General features: G+C 69.1%; 17 protein-coding genes and 2 pseudogenes. 14 read left to right on the top strand and 5 right to left on the bottom strand.

What is annotated here, in order from left to right; all coding sequences use genetic code 11:
- Positions 1-109: 109 nt before the first annotated feature.
- The 3 genes from ABD225_RS17565 to ABD225_RS17575 are packed head-to-tail and all read left to right on the top strand — an operon-like array spanning position 110 to position 2,445.
- Complete coding sequence (locus tag ABD225_RS17565) at positions 110-679, top strand: glycosyltransferase 87 family protein (RefSeq protein WP_344088653.1); 570 nt, start codon at positions 110-112, stop codon at positions 677-679.
- 29 nt (positions 680-708) lie between these two features.
- Positions 709-951: a hypothetical protein gene (locus tag ABD225_RS17570; protein ID WP_344088656.1), complete on the top strand. Its 243-nt coding sequence runs from the start codon at positions 709-711 to the stop codon at positions 949-951.
- 9 nt (positions 952-960) lie between these two features.
- On the top strand, positions 961-2,445 hold the full coding sequence (locus tag ABD225_RS17575; RefSeq protein WP_344088659.1) for a gamma-aminobutyraldehyde dehydrogenase: 1,485 nt from the start codon (positions 961-963) through the stop codon (positions 2,443-2,445).
- Positions 2,446-2,507: 62 nt separating this feature from the next.
- Here ABD225_RS17575 and ABD225_RS17580 read toward each other — a convergent pair whose 3' ends face one another.
- The 3 genes and pseudogenes from ABD225_RS17580 to ABD225_RS18810 form a co-directional block, all read right to left on the bottom strand.
- Positions 2,508-3,992, bottom strand: a complete 1,485-nt coding sequence (locus ABD225_RS17580) for a DUF3352 domain-containing protein (protein WP_344088662.1) — start codon at positions 3,990-3,992, stop codon at positions 2,508-2,510.
- Positions 3,993-4,080: 88 nt separating this feature from the next.
- Positions 4,081-4,684 (bottom strand): annotated as a pseudogene (locus tag ABD225_RS18805) (carotenoid oxygenase family protein).
- A 230-nt stretch (positions 4,685-4,914) separates the two neighbouring features.
- Positions 4,915-5,160: pseudogene (locus ABD225_RS18810) on the bottom strand (carotenoid oxygenase family protein); the annotation flags it as partial.
- 6 nt (positions 5,161-5,166) lie between these two features.
- Between ABD225_RS18810 and ABD225_RS17600 the strand changes: the two are divergent.
- From ABD225_RS17600 to ABD225_RS17610, 3 genes are all read left to right on the top strand, one after another.
- On the top strand, positions 5,167-5,523 hold the full coding sequence (locus ABD225_RS17600) for a TetR-like C-terminal domain-containing protein (RefSeq protein WP_344088671.1): 357 nt from the start codon (positions 5,167-5,169) through the stop codon (positions 5,521-5,523).
- Positions 5,524-5,605: 82 nt separating this feature from the next.
- Positions 5,606-6,334, top strand: coding sequence for a sulfite exporter TauE/SafE family protein (locus ABD225_RS17605; RefSeq protein ID WP_344088897.1), 729 nt, complete (start codon positions 5,606-5,608; stop codon positions 6,332-6,334).
- A 50-nt stretch (positions 6,335-6,384) separates the two neighbouring features.
- Complete coding sequence (locus ABD225_RS17610; protein WP_344088674.1) at positions 6,385-7,569, top strand: MFS transporter; 1,185 nt, start codon at positions 6,385-6,387, stop codon at positions 7,567-7,569.
- A gap of 1 nt (position 7,570) precedes the next feature.
- On the opposite strand, the gene ABD225_RS17615 is transcribed toward ABD225_RS17610, so the two are convergent.
- Both ABD225_RS17615 and ABD225_RS17620 read right to left on the bottom strand, forming a co-directional pair.
- Positions 7,571-9,562 (bottom strand): vWA domain-containing protein, encoded by a 1,992-nt coding sequence (locus tag ABD225_RS17615; protein ID WP_344088677.1) that lies wholly within the window; start codon positions 9,560-9,562, stop codon positions 7,571-7,573.
- A gap of 7 nt (positions 9,563-9,569) precedes the next feature.
- Positions 9,570-10,967: a sigma 54-interacting transcriptional regulator gene (locus tag ABD225_RS17620; protein WP_344088679.1), complete on the bottom strand. Its 1,398-nt coding sequence runs from the start codon at positions 10,965-10,967 to the stop codon at positions 9,570-9,572.
- A gap of 222 nt (positions 10,968-11,189) precedes the next feature.
- Here ABD225_RS17620 and ABD225_RS17625 point away from each other — a divergent pair, with 222 nt between their 5' ends.
- The 8 genes from ABD225_RS17625 (at position 11,190) to ABD225_RS17660 (ending at position 24,302) form a co-directional block, all read left to right on the top strand.
- On the top strand, positions 11,190-12,833 hold the full coding sequence (locus ABD225_RS17625) for a DHA2 family efflux MFS transporter permease subunit (RefSeq protein ID WP_344088682.1): 1,644 nt from the start codon (positions 11,190-11,192) through the stop codon (positions 12,831-12,833).
- Positions 12,834-13,046: 213 nt separating this feature from the next.
- Positions 13,047-16,154 (top strand): FtsX-like permease family protein, encoded by a 3,108-nt coding sequence (locus ABD225_RS17630; protein WP_344088684.1) that lies wholly within the window; start codon positions 13,047-13,049, stop codon positions 16,152-16,154.
- A complete protein-coding gene (locus ABD225_RS17635; RefSeq protein ID WP_344088687.1) occupies positions 16,151-18,931 on the top strand; it encodes an FtsX-like permease family protein in 2,781 nt (926 codons plus the stop codon). The genes ABD225_RS17630 and ABD225_RS17635 overlap by 4 nt, the downstream gene beginning before the upstream one ends.
- Entirely contained in the window at positions 18,928-19,860 is a 933-nt protein-coding gene (locus ABD225_RS17640; protein ID WP_344088690.1) for an ABC transporter ATP-binding protein, read from the top strand. Before ABD225_RS17635 ends, ABD225_RS17640 begins: the two co-directional genes overlap by 4 nt.
- Positions 19,853-20,545 carry an ABC transporter ATP-binding protein gene (locus tag ABD225_RS17645; RefSeq protein WP_344088693.1) on the top strand — a complete coding sequence of 231 codons (693 nt, stop codon included), beginning with the start codon at positions 19,853-19,855 and terminating at the stop codon, positions 20,543-20,545. The genes ABD225_RS17640 and ABD225_RS17645 overlap by 8 nt, the downstream gene beginning before the upstream one ends.
- A 179-nt stretch (positions 20,546-20,724) precedes the next feature.
- Positions 20,725-21,726, top strand: coding sequence for an SGNH/GDSL hydrolase family protein (locus ABD225_RS17650; RefSeq protein ID WP_344088696.1), 1,002 nt, complete (start codon positions 20,725-20,727; stop codon positions 21,724-21,726).
- The gene (locus ABD225_RS17655) at positions 21,719-22,786 is read left to right on the top strand and encodes a hypothetical protein (protein ID WP_344088699.1); all 1,068 of its coding nucleotides are present in this window, start codon (positions 21,719-21,721) and stop codon (positions 22,784-22,786) included. Before ABD225_RS17650 ends, ABD225_RS17655 begins: the two co-directional genes overlap by 8 nt.
- Before the next feature lies 1 nt (position 22,787).
- On the top strand, positions 22,788-24,302 hold the full coding sequence (locus ABD225_RS17660) for an aminotransferase class I/II-fold pyridoxal phosphate-dependent enzyme (RefSeq protein WP_344088702.1): 1,515 nt from the start codon (positions 22,788-22,790) through the stop codon (positions 24,300-24,302).
- Positions 24,303-24,311: the final 9 nt, after the last annotated feature.

The raw sequence follows: 24,311 nt of genomic DNA on the forward strand, positions 1-24,311 counted from the left end.
CTTAAGCTCTGGGCGTGATGGTGGCTCGGGGCGTGATGGTGGCTCGGGGCGGGCGGGGCGGGGCGGGGCGGGGCGTCGTGCGTTCGCCGTCGCACTTCTGCTCGTCCTGGTGTCCTGGCGCTATGTCGACTGGCTTCGCGGGCCCCCGCACTTCCAGGACCTGAGTGTCTATCGGGCCGGCGCCCGCGCTCTTCTGGACGGGTCGGCGCTGTATGCCGATCGCTCCGCCGGCCACGGACAACTCGTCTTCACCTATCCGCCCTTCGCGGCCCTCATCTTCGTCCCGTTCGCCCTGCTGCCTTGGGCTGGGGCCGCGGTGGCGCTGGTCCTGTTGTCGGCTCTCGCGTATGCCGTCCTCATCGGGGTCTTCGGTCGGAGCCTAGGCTGGACGCGCACCGGGATCGCCGTGGCGGCGGGCGTCGGTCTGCTCGCCGAGCCGGTGCTACGGACCATCCAGCAGGGCCAGGTCAATCTCGTCCTGGCGGCCTTGGTGTCTGCGGATTTGCTCAATGTTCCTCGCCGATATCGCGGCATCCTGATCGGCATCGCGGCCGGAATCAAGCTGGTGCCAGCCGCTTTCGCCCTGTGTCTGCTCGCTCGGCGGGACCTCGGCTCCATCCTGCGGTTAATCGCAACGACCGTCGGAACCGTCTGGCCGTCGCCGTCGGCGCGCTCCTAGCGTCTCCTGTCTCGTGGTCCCACCACTGGGTGTGGTGCGTCCCGCTCGGCATGAGCTTGTATGCCGCAGGTCGCGGAGTCGCCTTGGCCCTGGCTGCGGTGGTCTTCTGGTTCGCGCCGCTGGCGCTCTCGCCGCTCGGGGCGCTCGGTGATGCGCCGCGGCCAGTTTGGGTGGCCGCCACCGTGTTGATGCCGGCCTTCGGCATCTGGTGGCTCGTCACGACCTACGCCAACAAGGGCGATGAGCGAGCCACCACCGTGGCGGGTGCATAGGCTGCCCCCGTGATGCAGTTCATCAATGGCGAGAAACTGGCAGCGGACGGCGGCGAGCCCTACCGGGTGATCGATCCCTCGACCGGGGAGACGATCACGGAGTATGCCTTGGCGGGGCCCGGGCAGGTGGACGCGGCAGTGGGGGCGGCGCGCGCGGCATACGACGGCTGGTCCCGCACTTCGCCCGGCGAGCGGTCGGGGGTCCTGACCGCTTTCGCGGCCGAAATGGAGCGCCGGGCAAGCGAATTCGCCGAGGTCGAGTCGCGGCAGGCGGGCAAGCCGATCCGGCTTGCGACCGAGTTCGACGTGCCCGGCACCATCGACAACATCGCCTTCTTCGCCGGCGCCGCGCGCAATCTCGACGGCAAGGCGACCGCCGAATACTCGCCTGACCACACCAGCAGCATCCGCCGCGAACCGGTCGGCGTGGTCGGGTCGATCTCGCCGTGGAACTACCCGCTGCAGATGGCCGCGTGGAAGATCCTGCCCGCCATTGCCGCCGGCAACACCATCGTGCTCAAGCCTGCCGAGAACACCCCGCTGACGTCCTTGATGTTCGCCGAGGCGGCGACCGCTGCCGGTCTGCCGCCCGGCGTCATCAACGTCGTGGCCGGCGCGGGTGCCACCGCGGGCGCGCATCTGCTGCGCCACCCGGACGTCGACATGGTCTCCTTCACCGGTTCGACCCGGGTCGGGCGCACGGTGCTCGAAGCTGCCGCGGGGACCGCCAAGCGCGTACACCTCGAACTCGGCGGCAAGGCGCCTTTCGTCGTATTCGATGACGCCGACCTCGAGGCCGCCATTCATGGCGCCGTCGCCGGCTCGCTGATCAACACCGGCCAGGACTGCACCGCCGCGACCCGCGCGATCGTTCACCGCTCGCTGCATGGTCGCTTCGTCGAGGGCGTCGCCGATCTGTATGCCGCGGTGCGCCTCGGCCCCACCCCCGACCCCGCGACCGATCTCGGCCCGCTCATCTCGATGGCGCACCGCGACAAGGTCGCTGGCATGGTCGAGCGTGCCCGGTCGTATGCCCGAGTCGTCACCGGCGGCACGTCCCCTGGCGGCGACCTCGCGGCCGGCTCCTACTACGCGCCGACATTGATTGCCGATGTCACTCCGGCGCATGAGGTGTGGACCGACGAGATCTTCGGCCCCGTGCTCACGGTGACGCCCTTCGACACCGATGACGAGGCGATCGCGCTGGCCAACGACACGGCATACGGGCTGGCCGCCTCGGCCTGGACCCGCGATGTCTATCGCGCGATGCGCGCCAGCGCCGAGATCCGCTCCGGGTGCGTGTGGATCAACGACCACATCCCGATCATCAGCGAGATGCCGCACGGCGGCGTCAAGCAGTCGGGCTTCGGCAAGGACATGTCGGCCTACTCCTTCGAGGAGTACACGACGATCAAGCACGTGATGTTCGACCGCACTGCCGTGGCCGAAAAGCCCTGGCACCGCACAATTTTCACGCTGGGCCGGGTTGACTAACCTGTGCTAGCAGAGGTTAGGAGACCTCGCGCCCGAGCCCCCGAGCCCGCGCGGGGCCCGGGTCAGCGGGTCGTCAGGCGGATGGTGAAGTCGGAGTCGCCGCCCTTTTGGGTGCCGGTCATGCCGAAGGCCGACAGCGGGTCGAGGTTGGCGCGCATATCCGCCGGGATGTCGGCGCCGAAGGCCTCGATGACCTTGGCGATATTGACGAAGACCGCCTGTGAGGCGTTCTTGTAGTCCGGCATCGCGTTGACGAAGGCCTCGTTCTTGTCCAGGCCAGAGCCCTTGGCGACAGCATCGGCATACGTCTGGTCCAGCGCAAGCACGACGCGGCCGTCACCGACCAGGCCCAGCGGCTGACCCTGGTCGGACACCGCGTTGACCAATTTCTGCGCCACAGCTGGGTCGCCGTCGGTCTTCAGGGCGATCTTGGGCATGTCGTCGCTGCCCATCCCGCCGAACGTGAAGGTCGTGTGCTTGCCGAGCAGGCCCACGAGGTCGTCCGGCAGCGAGATGCCGAACTGGTTCTGGATCGAGCCGGTGAGATCGCTCTCGCCCGAGGTGGCGTCCAAGGCCTTTTGGACGTCCGCCCACGCGGACTTGACTTGCTCACCCAGGCTATTGAAGCTCACGGCCGCGATGGTGTCCGCAGGCAGCGAGCCAATTTCCGTGGAGCCGCTAGCGTCGACGGCCGGTGCCTTGGCGTCGCGAACTGCACCGGCGACTTCGACATTGGCGCCATCGAAGCGCAGGGCGGCATACATCCGGCCGCCGCCGATCTTGTCCTTGACCGCGTCGAGCTCCTGTGCCGAAACGCTCGACTCCGTGGCCGCCAGGTCGACGGCCGCCCCGAGGTCGAGCCACATGCTGACGATGCCATCCTCGCCGAGGTCCTTCATGTCGCCCTTGAAGCCCGCCGAGTCGACCAGCTTCGTGCCGGGGGCACTAGCCAGCGCGGCCAGCTCCTCCGCCTTCTCAGTGCAGCGCACGAAGTCGGGGAGCACATCGCACGCCGCGCCGTCGGTCGCGGCCTTGGCCAGTGCGGCCTTGGCCTTAGCTTGGTCGGTGGACGCGAGCAGCATCACGGGGACGACGCCCTTGCCGTCGGCCGTGGGGACGGCCGCCATCGCGAATCGGTCGCCGATCCACGGGGCCACGTCGGCGTCATACGACAGCCCCTTCAGGCCGCCTTCCTTCTGGGCCGCCTCGAAGACGACCCTGCGCAAGTCCGAGTTGTCATCGGTGCCGGACAGCTGATCCTTCAATGCCGGGAACTTGCGCATCAGACGCAGCGCGCTGATCTTTTGACCGCTGGACGGGTCAAGGTCGATCTTGGCGAAGCCGAGCGTGTTGGCAGGCAGGACATCCTCCGGCTGCGGCCCGCCACCGCTGAGGGCGTTCATCGCGAGGGCACCGCCGGCCGCGAGGCCAACGAGCGCGAGGGTGCCACCGACGGCGGCAATGGTGACGCCCCGGCGGCGCTTGGGCGCGGCGACCTCGACGACGCCATCAAGCGGCTCGGCCGGGTTCTGGATGTCTTCGGTCATGCTCGTTCTCTCCCCCTAATCGTGCGCGCGATCGGGCGACCGCGCGGCTTCGGCAGGTGCGACGCTAAACCAGCCTCGCGGGTTCCTCCTAACCCGCTGGGCCAGTTGTTATCCAGTTGCCATGAAAGCCGGCCGGCACCCGCGCCGGCAGCTCCACGATCGCGACATCCTCCAGGGTCCCCGCGTCGAGAAGGCGGAGCTCACTGCGGTCGCCGTCGCGGTGGTATGCCGTCCCCATCAGCCAGCCGTCGTCCTCGCCGGAGTGCTCGTCCCGGGGCACGAAAAGAAATTCGCCGACGTTGACCGCCGCCCCGAGATCACGGGTCTGGGTGGTCGCGTGCTCGACATCATGTTTGAGGACCTGGCCGGTCGCGATGCCGCCCGCGCCGATCCCGATGGAGTAGCCATAGCGGTGCCGATGGCCCAGTCGCCGCTCGTCGGCGCGGGAACTCCAGCGGTTGGTCGGCGAGCACCTCCTGAGTCACCGAGCCGCGCTCGAGATCGACGATCCAGCGCTCCAAGCGCGGCGCGCCCTCGTTGGGCACCAACGGGCTCGAATCGAACATCCGCGGGTGCCGCACGACGTCCAGCACGACGCGGGACCCATCGTCATACGCCCCCAGCGGGTGGAAGACGAAGCACGGATCGATCTCAAACCACCGCACGTCCGCATCGGTGCCCTCGCGCGGCATGATGCCGATGCGGGCGGCATACTTCGGATTCCAGGTGTAGGGAAAGTCGCTGTTGCCCAACGGGATTCGGTCCAGGATGGGCTCGGGTATGCGGACCCGGCCGATGATCCCCCCGAGGAAGACTTGGACCCCGGTCCGGAAGAGTCGTGGGGCGCCCGACGCGACGATCGCCGGGTCAAAGACACCGGCAAGTCGTAGAAGACCACGTGCTCGGCGGTGAGCGAGAAGTCGTGCATCATCGGGCTGCCGCCGACGGTGATCCGTTCGATCTTGCGTGCGCGCCCGTGCTGGTCGACGACGGAATACTCCACCTGGTTGCCCATGCCGAAGTGATAGGAGACGGCGTGCAATTCGCCGGTTACCGGGTCGCGATGCGGGTGCGCGCTATAGGCGCCCTTGATGGTGCCGCCGAAGTCGCAGATTCCGAGAGTCGCCAGTTCGTCGTCGAGTTCGGCCGCCGGTGACGAGGGTAACAATGGGTCATGCGCTATGCCCGCGGCGTGCGCGCCGAGGTCGAGAGCTCGATGAATGCGGATGCGCCGGCGGGCATCGCCGCCTTCGCCATGGTGGTCGAGCGCGCGCGGGCGATCCTCAAGGCAGACCTCATCGACCCGGTGGACGCCAGCTTGTTCAGCGCCCAGATGTGGGCAGCTCTTCACGGGTATGTCGCCCTGGAGCTCGGCGGTCACTTCGGTCAAAAGCCCGACCTGCTCGTGATGGGTGGCCTGTTCGGGGCGCTGCTCAAGGGATACGGCGCGACGGAGGAAGACATCATGCGGGCGCTGCTCAGCTCATCCGAGCGCGTCCACCTGGTCCGTCGACCACCTCTCGAGTCGTAAGCCATTCGCGCTCCGTGCTGCGACGAGCGGACCAGCGCACTCGCGCCGGTGCCGCTGGCCGCGACATGATCTGGGCGTGGGGATGACACAGCTGTTGCTCTTTGGGTTCGCGGCCTTCGTCATCGGCTATAGCAAGACCGCCATCGGCGGCCTGGCCGTCATCTCGGTGGTCATCTTCGCCTCGATCCTGCCCACCCGGTCCTCGACGGCCGCCATCCTCATGGTGCTGATCGTCGGCGATCTCTTCGCCATCTGGTCCTACCGACGCGACTGCGATCTGCAGCTGATGCGCGGCCTGATTCCGAGCGTCCTGCCGGGTTTGGCGCTCGGCGCCGGCTTTTTGGCGATCGTCGACGACACGGTCTTGCGCCGGTCGATTGGAGCCCTCCTGCTGGCGATGGTTGCGCTGCAGCTGGTCGTCAACGCCCGGCGAGACCGCCTTGGCCAGGTCGCCCACGGCCGCGCGGCCGCGTGGGCCGCGGGCATGGGCGCCGGGTTCGCGACCATGACGGCGAACGCCGCCGGTGCTGTCATGACGGTCTATTTGGTCGCCAAGCAGGTCGACAAGGTGCGCTTCGTCGGCACGAGCGCCTGGTTCTTCTTCGGCATCAACCTGCTGAAGATCCCCTTCTCCACCAGTCTCGGGCTGCTGGCCTGGGCCGATGTATGGCGCGCGCTCGCCCTCGCCCCGCTGGTCGGCATCGGCGCCTGGCTCGGGCGGCATACGATCCGGCGCATCTCGCAGGCCGCCTTCGAGAAGGCGGTGCTGGCCGCATCCGCCCTGTCCGCCCTCGCGCTCCTCGTGCGCTGACCGCCAGCATCCGACTGAGAGTGCTGTCGGACCCCGAGTCGTGACACCGTATGCCGGTGACCCAGGCCCGGCATACCAACCTCGCCATCATCGCCCTCATCCTCGGCGGGGTCGGGATCGGGACGACCGAGTTCATCGCCATGGGCCTGCTGCCGGAGACCGCTGGCGATCTCGGGGTCTCCATACCGGCGGGCGGGGCCTCGATCGCTGCGTATGCCGTGGGGGTCGTCGTCGGCGCGCCGATCCTCGCCGTCGCGGGGGCCAGTTGGCCGCGGCGCACGATGCTGGCGGGCCTGTTAGCCACGCTGGCGATCGGCAATGCCCTCGTGGCCCTGGCGCCGAACTTCGGCCTGCTCGTCGGTGCCCGCTTCCTGGCGGGGCTGCCGCATGGTGCCTTCTTCGGAGTCGCATCGCTCGCTGCTGTCGACCTGATGCCGCCGCAGATGGCCGGACGCGCGGTCTCACGGGTGATGCTCGGCATACCTTTCGCCAACCTGCTCGGGGTCCCGGCGGGCACCTGGCTGGGGCAACAGTTCGGGTGGCGGACGGCATATGGCGTGATCGGGGGACTGGCCCTTATCTCCGCTCTGCTCGTGCATCTCGTTGTGCCGCAGTCTTATCCGCATCCTGACGGGGCGATGCGACGCGAGCTGCGGGCGCTGAAGAACCTGCAGGTCTGGCTGACCTTGCTGACGGGGGCGATCGGCTTCGGCGGGATGTTCGCGATGAACTCGTACATCGCGCCGACGATCACCGAGGTGACGAAACAGCCGGCGTCGGTGGTGCCGGTCATCATGCTGGTCCTCGGACTCGGCGGGCTGGTCGGGACCCCGATCGCCGGGCGGATGGCGGACTGGTCGATCCTGCGGACCATCGGGATCGGGCTGGCGACCTTGGCGGCCAACCTGGCGCTCTTCACCTGGACCTCACAGTGGCTGATCCCCGCAGCTCTGTCGATCCTCGCGTGCTCCATCTGCGCCGGCATGCTGGTGGTCGGTCTCCAGATGCGGCTGATGCAGGTCGCCGGTGATGCCCGCAACCTGGGCGCGGCGAGCAATCACGCGGCCCTCAATGTGGCGAATGCGCTCGGTGCCTGGCTCGGTGGCGCCGTGCTTGCCGCCGGCTACGGCTACACCGCCCCGTCGTGGGTCGGCTTCGCTCTGGCCCTCGCCGGCGGCCTGATCTTCGCGGTCTCGCTGCTCGTCCACCAACGGACGCGCGTGGCGGACGCGTAGGTCAGAGGCCGGTCCAGGCGGAGCGCCAGGTCGAGCGGGAGCCGAGGTAGCTCCCGACGACGGCGGCGCCGAGATCGTCCGTCTCCGGCGCCACCACCTTGCCGTCTGCGCGTCGGGCCATCTGGTCGATGAAGCGGGCCAGGCCGGGGTCGTCGCCGAGCCGGAAGAAGGTGACCTTGGCGCCCAACCGAGTCGTCGTGTCGAGCTCGCGCACCGTCAGGGCGAGGGTCAGCGGGTGCGGCGGGTAGTCGAAGAAGACCTGCCCGCTGGAGTGCAGATGTGACGTCGGTTCGCCATCAGTGACGACGAGGAGCACCGGCTGCATGCTCGGGTGCTTGCGGAAGTGCCGGTTGGCCAGCAGCAGGGCGTGGTGGAGGTTGGTTCCCTTGTCCCACTTCGGTTCCAGGCCGGTGAGTTCCTCAATGTCCATCACCTGGGCGCGTCGGCCGAAGGCGATCAGCTGCAGTTTGTCGCCGCGGAAGCGGGTCGAGATGAGCTGGTGTAGCGCGAGCGAGGTGCGCTTCATCGGCAGCCAGCGGCCGTCCATCGCCATCGAGAAACTGGTGTCGACGAGCAGCGCGACGGCCGCCTGGGTGCGCGCCTCGGTCTCGATCACCTCGATGTCGTCCAGTTCCAGCCGTATGCCGTGCCGCGCGTCCATCCCGCGGCTCACCGTGCGCTGCACGGCGTTGGTCAGGGTGGCTGTGACATCCCAACTATCGGTGTCACCGAAGGCCCAGGCGCGGCTGGCGCCGCTCGGCTCGCCGGCCGCCCCGGCTTGGCGCAGCTCGCGGGCGCCCTGTCGGCCGGACATCCGGTCGGCGACATCGCGCAGCAGGGACTTGCCGAGCTGGCGCATTGCCTTGGGAGAGAGACGAAGTGAGCCATCGGCACTGCGCTTGATCAGGCCGGTCTCGCGCAGTTGCTTTTCGATCTCGGCGAGAGTGCGGGCATCCGCGCTGGCCTCGTCGCCGAGCTGGCGCAGCAGGGCGTCGAGGTCGATATCGTCCAGGCGCGCGCCCGGATAGGACTGGGAGAGTTGCTCACTGAGGGCATCGAGCTCGGCAAGATCTTGGAAGGCGCCCGTGCCATCGCCGAGGCCCAAGCCCTCGTCACCTTGGAAGCGCTCGCCGCCGTTCCAGTCCTCGCCCGGGCGCAGCATCTGCAGATTGGCGTCCAACCGGCTGAGGCTGTCCATGAGCTGCGGTGAGCCAAAAGCCTGCTGCGACAACGCCATCAGCTCGGCTCGCTGCTCCGGCGTCATCGAGTTGAGCATCCGCTGTGCGGCGGCCGCCCGCTGGGCGAGAGCGTCGATCAACTCCTCGACGGACTGTGGATTCTCGGGGAAGAAGTCACCGTGCTTGCCCATGAAATCGGCGAAGTCCTGGTCGGTGTCCTCGCCGAGCCGGTGCTTCTCCAGAAGGTCGTTGAGATCGCCGAGCATCTCGTTGATCCGGGCCCGGTCCTCGTCGGTGGCGCCTTCGAGGGCCTGTTTCATCCCGGCGAAGCGCTGGTCGAGCAACTCCCGCCCGAGCAGGTCCTTTATGTCCTCGTATGCCGCGCGCGCGTCACTGCTGCGCCACGGGTAATCGGCGAGCGAGTTGACTGCCGCCGCCGGCGAGGGCGGCAACCCGTCAAGGCGCATCTCCTGGAAACGCGCGTCATCATCGAGGTCCCGCGCGAGCTGTTTGCGTTCTGCCAGAACGGCTTTGTCGAGCAGCTCCTTGACCTGTTGCATGGTGCCGTCCAAGTTGTGGCGCTGCAACAACTCGCGCCTCTTCTCGGCGACCTGCCGCGCAAGGTCGTCCAAGCCGCGCTGGTTCTGACCACCACGGCGCAGGAACTCCGCCAGCGCCCGGTCGGGCGAGTAGCCCGCCATGACGTCCTCGCCAATCGCTGACAGCGCCTCGCCGAGGTCGACCGGCGGCGCGAGGGGGTCGCCCCCGGCATACGGTCCGTATGCGGAGTGCCTCGACTCCCGACGCGAACTCACCGGTGGCTCAAGGGGTTTCGCCGTAGACCGTGCGGGACCCGTCGGAGTCCTTGCCGATGCGCTTGGCGAGGTAGAGCCCCTCCAGGGCGAGTTCGAGGGCGCTGGCCCGCTCACCCGCGGAGGCGGCCGAGACGCGGGCTGCGACCTCGTCATACAACTCCGACTCCCCGAGGATCGGCAGGGCGTCGAGGAAGTCGGCGGCGCTGACCTGGTCGCCGGTCATGACCAGCACGCCACCGGCCAGCGCCTCCACGAGGAGCCGGAAGTCGATGCCGCGGAACGCTTCTCGCGCCGTCTCGGCCGTCGCGGTGCGCAGCAGATGATCGAGGACGGCCCGCTCACGGCCCTCCTCCCCGGTCTCGAATTCGACCTTGCCGCCGAGGACGTCCACGGCGCCGGCGAGGTCCACCACACGGGCCACCGCCTCTGGCTCGCCCTGGATCGTGGCCCGGTGCAGCGCCGCCGCCGCGACCGTCTCGGCCGCCGCGATCGAGAAGCGCGCCGAAACGCCGGAGCGCTGATCGACCGCGCTGGACTCGCGCAGGTGCCGGGTGAACCGGGCGATGATCTCCACGATCTGGTCCGGCACCGTTGCGGCGAGGTCGGCCTCCTGGCGGATGACGGCGATTTCGTCGGCGAGTTCGACCGGATAGTGGGTGCGGATCTCGGCGCCGAAGCGATCCTTCAGCGGCGTGATGATCCGGCCGCGGTTGGTGTAGTCCTCGGGGTTCGCCGAGGCGACGACGAGGACGTCGAGGGGGAGGCGCACGACATACCCCCTGATCTGAATATCCCTCTCCTCCATGACATTCAGCATCGCGACCTGGATGCGCTCGGCGAGATCGGGCAGCTCGTTGATGGCGACGATGCCCCGGTGGCTGCGCGGGATCAGGCCGTAGTGGATCGTCTCGGGATCGCCGAGATGGCGGCCTTCGGCGACCTTCATCGGGTCGACATCACCGATCAGGTCGGCGACGGAGGTGTCGGGGGTGGCGAGCTTCTCGGCATACCGCTCGGAGCGGTGCCGCCAGGCGACGGGGAGGTGGTCGCCGAGTTCCGCAGCGCGGCGCACGGAGGCGGCGGTGATCGGCTCGTAGGGGTGTTCGCCTAGTTCAGAGCCCTCGATGACCGGCGTCCACTCATCCAGCAGGCCGGTCAGGGTGCGCAGCAAACGGGTCTTGCCCTGGCCGCGCTCGCCCAGCAGAACGATGTCGTGCCCGGCGATGAGGGCGCGTTCGACCTGCGGGAGGACGGTCTGCTCGAAGCCGTGCAGACCGGGCCACGGATCGTCGCCGGCGGCGAGCTTGGCGAGCAGGTTGTCGCGCAATTCGCGGCGCAGCGACTTCTGCTCATGCCCGCTTGCGCGCAGCTGGCTGAGCGTGGCGATATCCGGGGCCCCAGTCATACGAGTCAACCTAACCCCGGCACCTTTGGGCTGCCGGCCTCACTCCTGCCCGAGCCGCGCAAATCCAACTAGTCGATGAACGTTCAAACTGTTAGCATTGGCCGATTGCGGCGTGTCCTCGTCGCCACCCGCCTTGCCACGACCCGCCTCCGGAGACAGCGTCGCCACCGGGACGAGTAGCAGCCCTGGGCCGGGACCTCATTTCCACAGACGGAGAAATCCTTGTCTACCCCTGCACCGGTCGACGCACCCGTCGACGCGTATTCCGACAAGATCGACGGGGCGGTCCTGAAAGTCGCCGGCGTCGTCGTGCTCGGCGCCATCATGTCGATCCTCGACATCACGGTCGTCAATGTCGCCCTGCCCACCTTCGAGACCGAGTTCGCCAAGAACGGCGAGCCGCTGGCCTACTCCACGGTCGCCTGGACGGTCACGGCATACACCCTGGCCCTCGCGGCCGTCATCCCGCTGACCGGCTGGGCGGCGGACCGCTTCGGCACCAAGCGTCTCTACATGCTGGCCATCGGCCTCTTCACCGCCGGCTCGGTGCTGTGCGCCGCGGCGACGAGCATCGACATGCTCATCCTGTTCCGGGTCGTCCAGGGCCTCGGCGGCGGTCTGCTCATGCCCTTGGGTATGACGATCATGACCCGCGCGGCCGGCCCGCACCGGATGGGCCGCCTCATGGCCATCCTCGGTGTCCCCATGCTGCTCGGCCCGATCCTCGGCCCGATCCTCGGTGGCTATCTCATCGACACCGTCTCCTGGCACTGGATCTTCCTCATCAACCTGCCCCTCGGCCTGATTGCGCTGCTGTATGCCGCGTGGGCGCTACCGAAGGACCGCCCGCAGCCGAGCGAGAGCTTCGACGTGCTCGGCATGGCGATGATGAGCCCGGGTCTGGCGATGTTCCTCTACGGCATTTCGTCGATCCCCGGTGAAGGCACCTTCTTCTCCGCCAAGGTCATGGGTTGGGGCACCGCCGGCCTACTGCTGTTGATCGCGTTCGTGGTCTACAGCTTCAAGCCCGAGCACCCGCTGCTCGACCTGCGGCTGTTCGCCAACCGGCGCTTGACCGTTGCGACGATCACCATGTTCATCTTCGCCGCGGCCTTCTTCGGTGGCCTGCTGCTCGTGCCGACCTACTTCCAGAATGTCCGTCACGAGGACGCGCTGCATGCCGGTCTGCTCGTCGCGCCGCAGGGCATCGGCGCCATGTTGACCATGCCGATCGCCGGTGCGTTGGCCGACAAGAAGCCGGTTGGCAAGATCGTGCCCTTCGGCCTGGTGGCGATCATCGTCGGCATGTTCCTGCTGTCGCGCGTGGATGGCACGACGTCCTATTGGGGCTACATCATCCCCGTTCTGTTCCTGCTCGGCCTCGGCATGGGCGGCACGATGATGCCGATCATGACCTCGGCGATCAAGACGCTGACCGCCCACCAGGTGGCCCGCGGCTCGACCCTGCTCAACATCACCCAGCAGATCGCCAGCTCCGTCGGCGTCGCCATCATGTCGGTCGTGCTCACCACCGGGCTGAAGAATGACGCGCTGGTCTCCCAGGCCGCTGCCTTCGGTGAGGCGAGCAAGGGCATGTCCCCGGGGGCCGTTCAGCAGCTGCTTCCGCAGTTCCCGAAGGTCGCTGAGATCCTGGCCTCCGCCGGGCAGGACGCGGCTGCCGGGCAGGCCGCGCTCGCCAGCGCCGTGGCCGATGCGATGGGCAAGGTCTTCGGCAACAGCTTCCTCGTGGCCGCCTTCCTGGTCTTGCTGACCCTCATCCCCGCCCTCTTCCTCCCCCGCAAGGAGGAGGAGAGCCACCTGCTCGACGACGAGGACGCCACCGCGGCCCCCGTCTTCGTGCACTGAGCGGCGCGGGCAGACCCGCCCGGCACCGCCGCATACGACCGCCCGGTCGGCCCCACACCAGGGGCCGGCCGGGCGTTCTGCTTCCCCGAGATGTTCGCCGGGACCCAACGTCAGTGGGCTGCTCTACCGTCTTATTGGCATAAGCGGATCCATCCGTGCGCGTCACGCGCGTGGCAGGGTGGGCCGACGTCGGGGATGTTCGCAGGAGGGTCGATGCTGCAGATCGGTCGATCCCGCCTGCGCCATCACCGCAGTGCCCTCGTCGTGCTCACCACCACGGCGCTCATCGCGCTGGTCGTCCTTGGCTTCCTCCAACTGCTCGGTGGTGTGGTCTCGGATGCGGCTGCGCGGAGCACGCTGACGGCGGCCGATCCCGCGCTGTCGACGATTTCTGCGCGGGCCTCGGTGAAGGTGGACCAGTTGCCGCAGGCGCGCGCGGTTGTCGACGCCGCGGCGGCGCACGACGGCGCGGTGGTCACGGAGGTCTTTGAGGCCATTTCCCGGGGTATGCAGTCTCGTCCCGAGAGCGATCGCGCGCGGCTGGCCGTCGTCGGAGACTTGCCCCGATGGACCCGGCTCGTCGCGGGCGCCTATCCCGTCGCCGGGGCCAGCGCGTTGCAGGTCGTGCTGCCCCGCGATGCCGCGACGGCCGGGGGGTGGCAGGTCGGGGACACGATCGACCTGGTCGATCTCGTCGCCGATGGTGCGCCGACGATGCCGGCGATCGTCACGGGCATCGTCGAGGCGATCGACCCCACGGATCCGATCTGGCTCGATCAGCCGCTGATGAACACCGGCGTCGAGGCCAGCGACAGTTTCACTCTCTATGGTCCTTTCCTTTTTGCCGAGGGCGACCTCGCGAAGGTCGCCGGTCGCAGCGTCAGCGCCCGGTGGCGGATCGAGCGGCCCGAAACGGGCGTGACCCGGGCCAACGCGCTGGCCTACAAACAGGACGCGGAGCGCTCGATGCGCCTGCTCACCGAGGGTGACCTCAAGCACGCGCAGGTGAGCACGCAGGCGCCCATGCTGTATGCCGAGGCGCGCGATATCGCCGACCGCACCCGGATCGCGCTGCTCACCCCGACGATCCTGCTCATGCTGCTCGGCGGGGTCGCCTTGACGATGGCGGCCCTACAACTGGCCGCTTTGCGCACCAGCGAGACGGCCTTGGTTCGAGCGAGGGGCGCCTCGTCCTGGCAGGTGCTGGCCCTGGCGGCCGTTGATGCGGCGCTCGTGGCGCTGCTGTCTGTTGCCCTGGCGATTCTGCTGATTCCCCTGGTGGCGAATCCTCTGGCCCGGCTCGGCGGTCTGTCCGAGCAGATCACGGCCAGCCCTGAACGGGTGATGCGCCCTGATGTGCTCGGGCCGATCGTGGCTGCGGGGATCGCGTCGGCGGTCATCGTGCTGATCACGGCGGCTCGCTCCGGGCGGCTGCGCGCGTCAGCCACCCCATCCGCGCGCAGCGCCCTGCTCGGGCGGCTGGCCAAGGCGGGCATTGATGTCGTGCTGATTGCCTTCGGTGTGCTGGGGATCCTGCAGTTGCGGCGCTATGACCCGACCTCGCCGCGGATGGATCCGCTCACGCTGAGTGCACCGGCTCTGGTGATCGCCGGTTTGTGCGTGCTCGGGCTGCGGATCATTCCGCTGCTGGCGCGATTCGCGTCGGGCGCTGCCGCGCGGCGGCCAGGGCTCACGCTGGCCTGGGGATCGTGGCAAGTGGCGCGGCGGCTGGGGGGCCAGGCGGGCGCCATACTCCTGGTCTTCCTGAGCGTCGCGATGGGCGCGCTCGCCCTGTCCCAGGGCGCGACCGTCACGCGGGCCATCGAGGATCAGACCCGCTTCGCCGTCGGAGCGCCGCTTCGGGTGACACCTGGGCAAGAGCTTCGCGGCAGCGCGCAACTCAACAGCAGTTATGCCGCACTCGCCGGTGGTCGAGACCGGGCGATGGCGGTCAATGTCACGACGGCTGAGGTCGGGGCGAGCAAGGATGTCTCGCTGCTGGCGCTCGACTCATCGGCCGCGTCGGCGCCCTACGTGCCCCGCGCGGATGTGCGGGCGGGGACGGCCTGGCCAGGTGCGCTGACTGGTCTGGCGCAGCCGAGACATGGCATCCCCATCCCGGCGGGGGCCCGCGAGGTCAGCGTGCGCGTGGTCGGCTCGGCGAGCCAGAATGCCGGCGTCGGCGACTCCATCTTCCCGCTGGCCGGGCGTGTGCGTATCGAACTTCCGACGGGCGAACGGCTTTCGCTCGCGGCCGGGCAGCTGAACGGCCCGACCCCGCAGCAGCTCACCGCCACCCTCCCCCAGGTCGACGGCGGGTGGCCGGCAGGGGCACGGATCGCGGGTGTCTCGGCCTCGCCGACCGCGCCCTACTGGCGTCCGGGCGATCTCGCCGGCGTGACATTGAGCCTGTCCGGGGCGTCGCCGGTGCACATCGATGCCCAACCGGCGCCCGTGACCGGCAAGCCCGACAGCCGGCTGATGAACGTGACGGTCTATGTCCCGTTCGACGAAGAGGCCGCCGCGCAGCCCGTCCCGGTCCTGGTCACGCGGGCGCTCGCGGACGCCAACCGGCTCACCGTGGGAGCGGAGTTCGCCATCGGCTTGGTCGGCGCGACCCTGCCGGCCAAGGTCAACGGAATCCTCGACGCCGTGCCCACCGCCCCAAACCCCCAGCTGGCGATGGTCGCCGATCTAGCGGCCGTCACCGCCGCCGCGACGCGCCCGCAAGGCACCAGCAGCGGCGCCCTGTCGACCCCGCTCGCGACCTTTTGGCTGCTCGCGCCTGCGGACCTCGACGCCGCCCGAGCCACTTTGGACAAACAGCCGCGGCTCGCGACTGCGCGTCTCGATGCGGCCGAGATCGCGCAGGCGCGGCGGGACAATCCGGTTAACGCAGGGATGCGGGCCGCGCTGCGTTTGGTCACGAGTTCAGCGCTCGCCCTGGCCGCGCTCGGTTTCGCCGCAGCGACCGCCGGGCTGGCGCTGGCGCGACATCGGGAAGCCGGCATCCTGCTGGCGCTCGGCACCTCGCCCCGGCAGATCCGGCGGGCTGTTCTTGGGGAGCGATTGGTCGTCCTCGTGCTGTCGACACTTGTCGGACTTGGGGCCGGGGTGGCGGCGATCTGGGCGATCGTCGCGCTCGTCATCGGCAGCGACGGCCATCCACAGGTGCCGGCGGTGCACACGGAGTATGGCGTGGGCGCCCTCGTGCTCTTCGCGGGCGCCGTCCTCGCGCTGCTCGCCGCGGTCGGTTTGGTCGTCGTCGGCCGCACCGCACGGGATCCGGCGGATGTGCTGCGGGCGGGGGAGCACGCATGAGGCCGTTCACGACTGCTGCCGCTTGGCGCCGCCAGGCGCGAGATGTCGGACCGGGGGTGCTCTTGGCTCTGGTCGCGGCCTTGCTCGCTGCCTTCGTGGCGCTGCTCCCGGTGGCGGAGGATCGGGCATACGACCGCGCCCTGGGGGATTTCCTGGCCGACGCGGCGGCCGGGCAACGTGATGTCCGGCTTAGCTACAACGCCGGGTCCGTGGTGCTGCTGCGCGGGGACTTTGAGCGCGAGACCCTGGCCATGCCCACCTCGCCTCAGCAGATCATCACCGAGCGGGCCGCGACGATCTTGGGGCCGGCTGCGTCGAAGCTCCTTGGTCGCCCCGACTTCTCCGCCACGACAACGGAATTCAAGGTCACCGGTCCGGGGTCGTCGCCGATCGGGTCGAGCCGCGAGGCGATGGTGCGGGTCCAGGGCGGGCTGAACGAGAAGGTCCGCTGGGACGCCGGCTCGCTCGGGACCAAGCCTTTGGGCACGGTCGCATATGTCGATGCCGTGGAGCCCTATCGCATCAGCCGGACCACTCCGGTGATCCCGGTTGTCGTTCCGACCGTGGTTGCGACGGCGTGGAAGATCACGGTGGGTGACCGCTTCGCGCTGGCGCCCTCCCTGCCGGGGCGCTTCACGCCATACCCCATTACCGTCGAACTGACGGGCACCTACACCCCGATCGACGCAAACGATCCGTTTTGGGCGGACGAAGGACGACTGCTCGTCAATGATGTCGTTGTCGCGTGGGACGGGGGCACGACCTCGCGAGCAGCCTTCATGGTTTCGGACGCCCTGGTCGGTCCGCTCGGGCAGGCGCTCGACGCCATACCCGAGGCCTACCGAGGATTCGGTCCGAGCCGGGTCGAGGGGTCCGCCGACTATGCGCGCGGGCTGAACTACGAATGGCGCTATGTCCTCAACCCGAAAGGCCTCGATCTGGCTCGAGCCCGGACCATCGTGCAGGGCATCGACGCGATGAAGTTGGAGTCTTCGGGCTGGGCCGAGACGCGGCCGGTCGTCGGCAGTGGCTTGGCTGATGTCCTGACCAAGCAGGCCAAGGCGGTGACGGTCACCAAAGCTCTGACGGCCTTCGTCTCGGTGGCGCTCACGGCGCTGGGCGCCATCGCCGCCGTGCTGCTCGTCGTCACCCTGGGCAGTCGGCGGGCCCCCGCCATGCGCCTGCAGTCCGCCCGCGGGGCGTCCCGGTTCTCGCTGATCTGGGGCTTGGTTCTGGAAGTCCTGATGTGGGTCGTTCCGGTGAGCACCGTGGCGGCCGTGGTGGGGTGGCGTCTGGGGGCCGGGCGGATGGCCGTGCTGGCCTTCGCGCCTGCGGTCATCGCGGCCCTCGCCGCCGCCCTGGTGGCCCGTCGCGAGCTCGGGACGTCACGCAGTGATTCCACTGCGGCACAGGCGATTCGGCTCCTCGCAGAGCTCGCCCTGATCGGTGGCGCCTACTTCGCCATCAACACCGTGCGCACGCGCGGAGGCGCTATTTCGACGGGCTCGATCGACTGGTATGCCGCCCTCACCCCCATCCTTCTCGCCGCAGCGGTCGGGGTGGTCCTGCTGCGCCTGCTACCCCTGCCGATCCGCTGGGCCGCGGGCCTGCTGGGTCGGCGCCGGTCGGTGCTCGGCTTCCTGGGTCTCACCAGGGCCGCCCGCGGCGGTGGAGGTATGTCGGCCGCCCTTGTCGGACTCGTGGTCGCGGCGACGCTCGCGACCTTCCTCGGCGGGCTGGCGACGTCAATCCAGCGCGAGCGGACCCTTGCGGCCTATGCGCTCACGGGGGCGGATCTGCGCATCGACGCGCGTCGCGTCGACGACAGTGCCGTGCGATCGGTCGCGGCCGTTCCGGGCATCACCGCCGCCGTCCCCGCCTTTGTCCTCGCCGGCCAACTGGCGGGCGAGGCGGGGAGCGCCGACCAAGCCGTGACCGTCATTGGGGTGGACCCGGCGGCATACTCCCGGGCACTGGGGGGCAGCCCGATCGCCTTCGATGCGGCCGGCGCCGGGGGCACGCCCGAACAGCTCACGGCGATCGCGAGCGAACCGGTCCGGCCGACGGGGAAGCTCACCGTGACCGTGCAGGGCCGCGAGCGCGCCGTGACCATCGGTGCGGTGCAACCAGGGCTGACCCGTGGCGGTCAGCTTGCCGGGCATCCCGTGCTGGTCTTGCCGTGGGATGCCGTCCTCGAGGGCCAGCCGTATCTGCAGCCGAACACCCTCTTCGTGATGGGGTCGGCGCAGGCCATTGCCGGGGTGCGTGCTGACAATCCGGTCGCGCTGCGTGAGGGTGTCGTGGACCGGCGGGAGGCGGCAGCTGATATTGCCGCGCGCTCGCTCCCGACGCTGGTGCGTCAACTGTTCGCGATCGGGCTGGCCCTGGCCGCCGCCTTCACCGTGCTCTCCCTGCTGGTCATCCTCGCGTTGACCCGACCCGAGCGGGTGGCCGCCCTGTTGCGCATGCGGGTGCTGGGTATGCCGCGCCGCCGCGACTGGGTGCTCGCCATGGTCGAGGTGCTGCCCCCCGCGGCCGTGGCCATTGCCGGCGGCTTTGTCCTGGGCCGCTATCTCCCGCGCGTCATGCAGTCAGCCATCGACCTCGGGCCGTATGCCGGCAGCGAGCCCTATCCGCCGATCTCCACCCCGTGGTGGGTGGCGGGTCTGGTCGCGATTGCCCTGCTGCTCCTCACGATCCTCGCCGTGCTCCTCGACCTCGCTCGAGCCCGTGCGACCCCTCTTAGCGCCCACCTGCGAGCAGGAGAAGACCGATGACGACCCGCACCGAGACCCGAAGCGACGGGGAACTGGAGATCCTGTGCGACAACCTCGTGCGAATCTTCAAGTCCGAGGGCGTCGAGGTGGTGGCCCTGCAGGGCCTCGATCTCTTCGTCCGCACCGGCGAGTTGCTCGCCGTCGTCGGGGCATCCGGGTCCGGGAAGTCCACGCTGCTGAACATCCTCTCCGGGCTCGATATCCCCAGCGCCGGCGTCGCCCGGGTGGCGGGAGCCGACTTGCTGACGATGTCCGGGCGCGATCGGGTGCGTTACCGACGGCATACGGTCGGCTTCCTGTTCCAGCAGGCGACCTCCAACCTGCTGCCCTATCTCAGCGCGATCGAGAACATCCAGCTGCCCATGGCCCTTGCCCGCACGCCGAAACGCACGCGGCACGATCGGGCGCTGGAACTGCTTGAGGTGCTCGGCATTCCGCAGGTCGCCGACCGCGGGCTCGGGGAGATGTCCGGCGGACAGCAGCAGCGCGTTGCGCTCGCCGTCGCGCTGGCCAACGAGCCGCGGGTGCTGCTTGCCGACGAGCCGACGGGCGAGTTGGATCATCAGAGCTCCGAGGAAGTCTTTGGGGCGATTCAACGGGCCAATGCGGCCTTCGGCACGACCGTTGTCGTCGTGACCCACGACCCGTTGGTGAGCGAGCATGTGCAGCGCACTGTCGGCATCCGCGATGGGCGCACCTCCTCGGAAGTCTTGCGGCGCACCGCGATCGACGAGCACGGGGGCGAGTCGGTGATCGCCGAGGAGTATGCCGTGCTCGACCGCGCCGGCCGCCTGCAGCTGCCTCGGGAGTTCACGACGACCTTGGCCATGAAGGATCGGGTCCGCCTGGACCTGGAGAGCGATCACATCGGTGTCTGGCCGGACCGTCCACGCGCGGACTCGGGGGAGCAGGAGGTGTCCGGTGGCTGACGCGTCGAGCGCGGTCTTGCATGTCGAGCAGGTCACGAAGACCTTCGGCGCTGGTGAGACGACCGTGACCGCCCTGCAAGGCGTGAGCTTCGTGGTGCCTCGTGGGGAGTTCCTCGCGATCCGAGGCCGGTCGGGCTCGGGCAAGACGACCTTGCTGAACGCCATCGGGGGCCTCGACCGCGTTGATTCCGGCCGCATCGTGGTGGACGGTGGCGAGGTGACGGCAATGTCCGATGACGACCTGTTGCGGCTTCGTCGCGAGCAGGTCGCCTATATCTTCCAGGGCTTCGGGCTCTTGCCCATCCTCACCGCCGCCGAGAATGTCGGAATCCCGTTGCGGCTCAAGGGCCTTCCCGCTGCCGAGCGCGAGGAGCGAGTGCGTGCGGCGCTCGCTCAAGTGGGCTTGGACAAGCACCCCAATCAGATCCCGGGCCAGCTCTCCGGTGGTCAGCAGCAGCGCGTCGCCATCGCCCGCGCTCTCGTCGCCGAGCCGATCCTGCTGCTCGCCGACGAGCCCACCGGCCAGCTCGACTCCACCACCGCGCGCGAGATCATGGAGCTGATCGCGAGCCTGGTGCGCGACAACGGCATGACCGCCATCGTCACCACCCACGATCCCGTCCTGCTGTCTATCGCCGACCGTGTCCTGGAGCTCGCCGACGGGGCGCTCGCCCAGTCCGGGTGACTACCGGCCGGTAGGTCTGAGCTTTGGCCCCACATGTGGTGCCAAAGCTCAGACCTTAATTGGCCCGCCGTCACCGATCATTCACGGCCCCGACGACGGCCGTCGCGTCCGCCCCTCCGTTCGCGAACCAGTGCGTCTCTCTCGTTGCTTCCGGTCCGGCGGCGGGGCAGGGTGGGGGGATGAGGTATGTCGCGCTCGGAGATTCCTATGCCGCCGGGGTGGGTGGGGGCGAACGCCGCAATGCGTGTTGGCGGGCCGATGATGGCTATCCCGTGCTGGTGGCGCGGCGGCTCGGTCTCGACGTGGCATACAACGCCTGCCTGGGGGCGACCTGCGCGGACGTCCTGTCTCATCAGCTTGATGCGCTCGGTCCGGACACCGAGCTGGTCTCGATCACATTGGGCGGCAACGATATCGGCTTCGTTCCCGTCCTCATCGCGGCCGCTGAGCCGGGCTGGATGAGCAATAGCGATGTGTCGATCGACCACGCGCTGATCGCTCTGCGCAGCCGCCTGCCCGGCTTGCTCGATGGCGTGTATGCCGAGGTAGGTCGCCGGGCGCCGGCCGCGCGGGTCATCGTCACGGGATACCCACGGCTCTTCAATGGCGTCGACTGCAATCTCGCGACCTTCTTCTCCGCGCACGAGATGTCCCGCCTCAATGCCGCCGCCGACGAACTCGGCTCCACCATCGCCGCCGCCGCGCATAGGGCAGGCTTCATCTATGTCGGCGTTGGGTCCCGTTTCGCCGGCCACGCCGTCTGCGATGGCGTCGAATGGCTCAATGGCGTCTCCTGGCCGCTCGAAGGCTCATTCCACCCGAATTCCTTGGGGCACAACGCATATGCCGACGCCATCCAAGCCCGCCTCGGCGAGGGCGTGGCGCCAGAGGACGCCGGAGAAGGCGGCAGCAGGGTCATCGAGGGCCCGTGCGTTCCCGGATCGGCACCGACCTTCTCGTTGCCAGATCTGCTCGGCGCGCGCAGTCTTGGCGGTGCCCGGGATATCGGGCTCGACCCCACCGAGATCGAGGCTCTTGCGCATCAGCTGTATGACGGGCTCGCCGCCTCCCGCGAGGCTGCGGTGCTCCCTGACCCTGGAGTGGCTGCGGCCGCGGCCCGACTGAATGAACTGGATGCCATCGCGACCGCGCGTCGCGGGGAAGTGACGATGGGTGGCTGAGGAGCTAGCGGCGAGCGCGCCGGACACGCTGGCCGAGGCCGCCGAGCAGCTGTATGCCGTCCCGCTGGCCGACTTCATGGCGACCCGGACCGAACTGGTCGCCGCCGCGCGGGCAGCCAAGGATCGGCCGCTCGCGGCGGCAATCGGCAAGCTGCGCAAACCGAGCGTGGCGGCGGGCGTCGTCAATGCCTTGGTGCGCGCCCGACCGGATCTGGTGGAGCAGTTGCTGAGCGTGGGCGCGCAGCTGCGTGCCGCCCAGGCGAATCTGCACGGCACGGCGATCGCTGCCTTGCGCCCCGCGCGGGATCAGGTGATCGCCGATGTCCTCGGCGGTGCGCGCGAGGTCTCGGAGGCCGGTGGTGCCGCGTTAACCGTCGCGGGGGAGAACGAGATTCGCGAGACCGTCATCGCGGCCCTCGCGAGCGCCGAGGCTGCCGATGCCGTCACGTCGGGGGCGCTGACGCGCGCGATCAGCTATGCCGGCTTCGGGGAGGTTGACCTCGCGGATGCGGTCGTCGCCACAACCACCGGGCGTCTCCTTCGCCTCATCCGCACGCCCGAGCCAGCCGCCGAGCCAGCCTCCGACCAAGACGAAGAGCCGGACACCGACCTGGACACAGAGCCACCCACCGAGCTAGACGCAGAGCCAGCCACCGCCCTGGACGTCGAGCCAGACACAGCCCCGACCCGCGAGCTAACCACCGACCTACCGCCTGTTAATGGTCGTGATCATGACCAATACCAAGCGGTAGCCGAGGAGATAGCGACCGACAACGCTGCTGACCCGGACGCGGCTATTGAGGCGGCGGCCACGGCATACCAGGACGCGGCGGCGGAGGTCACGGGCGCGAAGGCGACTGTGCGAGAGGCGAGTCAGGCGCTTGACGCCGCGAAGGCCCGGCTGGCAGACCTGAAGGATCAACTTGCGACCGCGGAGCGGGAGATCGAGCAGCTGTTCGCCGCCGACGCCGCGGCACGCGAGGCCGTCGCCTCCGCCGTCCGACGGCGGCAAGCGGCGGCCGAGCTGCTCGCCCGCCGCGAAGCCGAAGCGGAGGCCTGAGATGCCCACCGACCCGCGCGGATTGCGCTCGGATGCACCGCTTTTCGACGCCTGGCTTTCCTTCCATAAGCGCACGACGCACGCCTTCACGATCCCCGGACACAAGCACCGGCTAGACCTCGTGGGCGATGTCGTCGCGTCAGACGTGCCCTATTACGCGGGCCTCGACACGATGAAGCTCGCCCACGGCGTGCTCGCCGACGCGCAGAAGAGGGCGGCGCGACTGTGGGGAGCAGATCGTTGCTGGTTCTCGGCCGGCGGGTCGACGCATGGCAACCAAGCGCTGGCGCTGGCCGTCGCCCGCCCGGGCGCTCGGGTCGTCATCACGCGATCGGCCCACCGATCGCTCGTGACGGCACTGGTCCTCGCGGGCTTGGAACCGGTCTGGGTGATTCCGGATGTCGACCCGGCGACGGGGCTGCCGCTGCCCATCACCGCCGAACAACTCGAGCGGGCGTGCAAGCAAGCACAATCCCCGTCGGCCCCGCTGCCCGACGATGATGCACAGACCTCTTCGGGATCCGGACCCAGGCCGCCGGTCCTTGCCGATCCGCAACTCGCGGCCGTCTTCCTCACCGACCCGGCGTATGTCGGCACCCACGGCGATGTGGCCGCCTGGGCCGAGGTGGCCCATGCCCATGGCGCGCCGCTCATCGTCGACGCCGCGTGGGCCGCCCACTTCGGCTTCCACCCCGATCTTCCGGATCATGCCCTCGCGTGCGGAGCCGATGCTCTCGTGACGAGCGCGCACAAGGTGCTGCCGGCATACAGCCAGGCCGCCCTGATCCTGTTGCGCAGCAACCGGATTGACCAAGGACGACTCGAGACCGCCATTGATGCGACGCACACGACCAGCCCGGCCGGGTCGATCTACGCGAGCATCGACGCAAGTCGCGCACTGCTGGCGCGCGATGGTGAGCAGTTGCTCGGCGACTGCCTCGGACGGGTCAGGCGCCTGCGCGATCGGTTCGCGTCGGTCCCCGGCCTAGTCGTCTTGGACGGCCCCGGCATTGACCCCCTGAAGATCACCCTTGTCCTTGCCGGCACCGGCGCGGATGGCATCGTCATCGAGCAGGACCTGATCGCCGCCGGCCAGCCCGTGGAACTCGCGGACCGCGACACCATCGTCGCGATGGTCACGATGGCCGATGAGGATGCGGATCTAGAAGCCTTGGCGGACAACCTGATTGAGTCGATCGAGTGCCACCGCGGCGCGCCGAGGCAGCCCGCCGGGATGGCGGCGTACACCATCACTCCCGAGGTCGTGATGTCTCCGCGAGGCGCCTATTACTCCGGCCACGCTCCGACCCCCATCGAGTTCGCCGTCGGCCACATCTGCGCGGAACTCATCGCCCCCTATCCGCCCGGCATCCCCGTACTCGCGCCCGGCGAACGCATCACCGAATACGCCCTCGACGCCCTGCTCGCGGCCCGCGACGCCGGCGCCCGCATCGCGTATGCCGCCGACCCCACCCTGCGAACGATCCTCACTGTCGTCGCACCCGTGCCCTGCTAAGCATCAGGG

The sequence above is a fragment of the Nostocoides veronense genome, assembly GCF_039531185.1.
In the GTDB taxonomy this organism is placed as follows: domain Bacteria; phylum Actinomycetota; class Actinomycetes; order Actinomycetales; family Dermatophilaceae; genus Nostocoides_A; species Nostocoides_A veronense.

Coding starts and splice junctions, on each gene's coding strand:
- ABD225_RS17605 (WP_344088897.1), top strand. CDS start 5,606: ATGACACAGCTGTTGCTCTTTGGGTTCGCGGCCTTCGTCATCGGCTAT.
- ABD225_RS17600 (WP_344088671.1), top strand. CDS start 5,167: ATGCGCTATGCCCGCGGCGTGCGCGCCGAGGTCGAGAGCTCGATGAAT.
- ABD225_RS17640 (WP_344088690.1), top strand. CDS start 18,928: ATGACGACCCGCACCGAGACCCGAAGCGACGGGGAACTGGAGATCCTG.
- ABD225_RS17610 (WP_344088674.1), top strand. CDS start 6,385: ATGCCGGTGACCCAGGCCCGGCATACCAACCTCGCCATCATCGCCCTC.
- ABD225_RS17660 (WP_344088702.1), top strand. CDS start 22,788: ATGCCCACCGACCCGCGCGGATTGCGCTCGGATGCACCGCTTTTCGAC.
- ABD225_RS17650 (WP_344088696.1), top strand. CDS start 20,725: ATGAGGTATGTCGCGCTCGGAGATTCCTATGCCGCCGGGGTGGGTGGG.
- ABD225_RS17620 (WP_344088679.1), bottom strand. CDS start 10,967: ATGACTGGGGCCCCGGATATCGCCACGCTCAGCCAGCTGCGCGCAAGC.
- ABD225_RS17630 (WP_344088684.1), top strand. CDS start 13,047: ATGCTGCAGATCGGTCGATCCCGCCTGCGCCATCACCGCAGTGCCCTC.
- ABD225_RS17580 (WP_344088662.1), bottom strand. CDS start 3,992: ATGACCGAAGACATCCAGAACCCGGCCGAGCCGCTTGATGGCGTCGTC.
- ABD225_RS17635 (WP_344088687.1), top strand. CDS start 16,151: ATGAGGCCGTTCACGACTGCTGCCGCTTGGCGCCGCCAGGCGCGAGAT.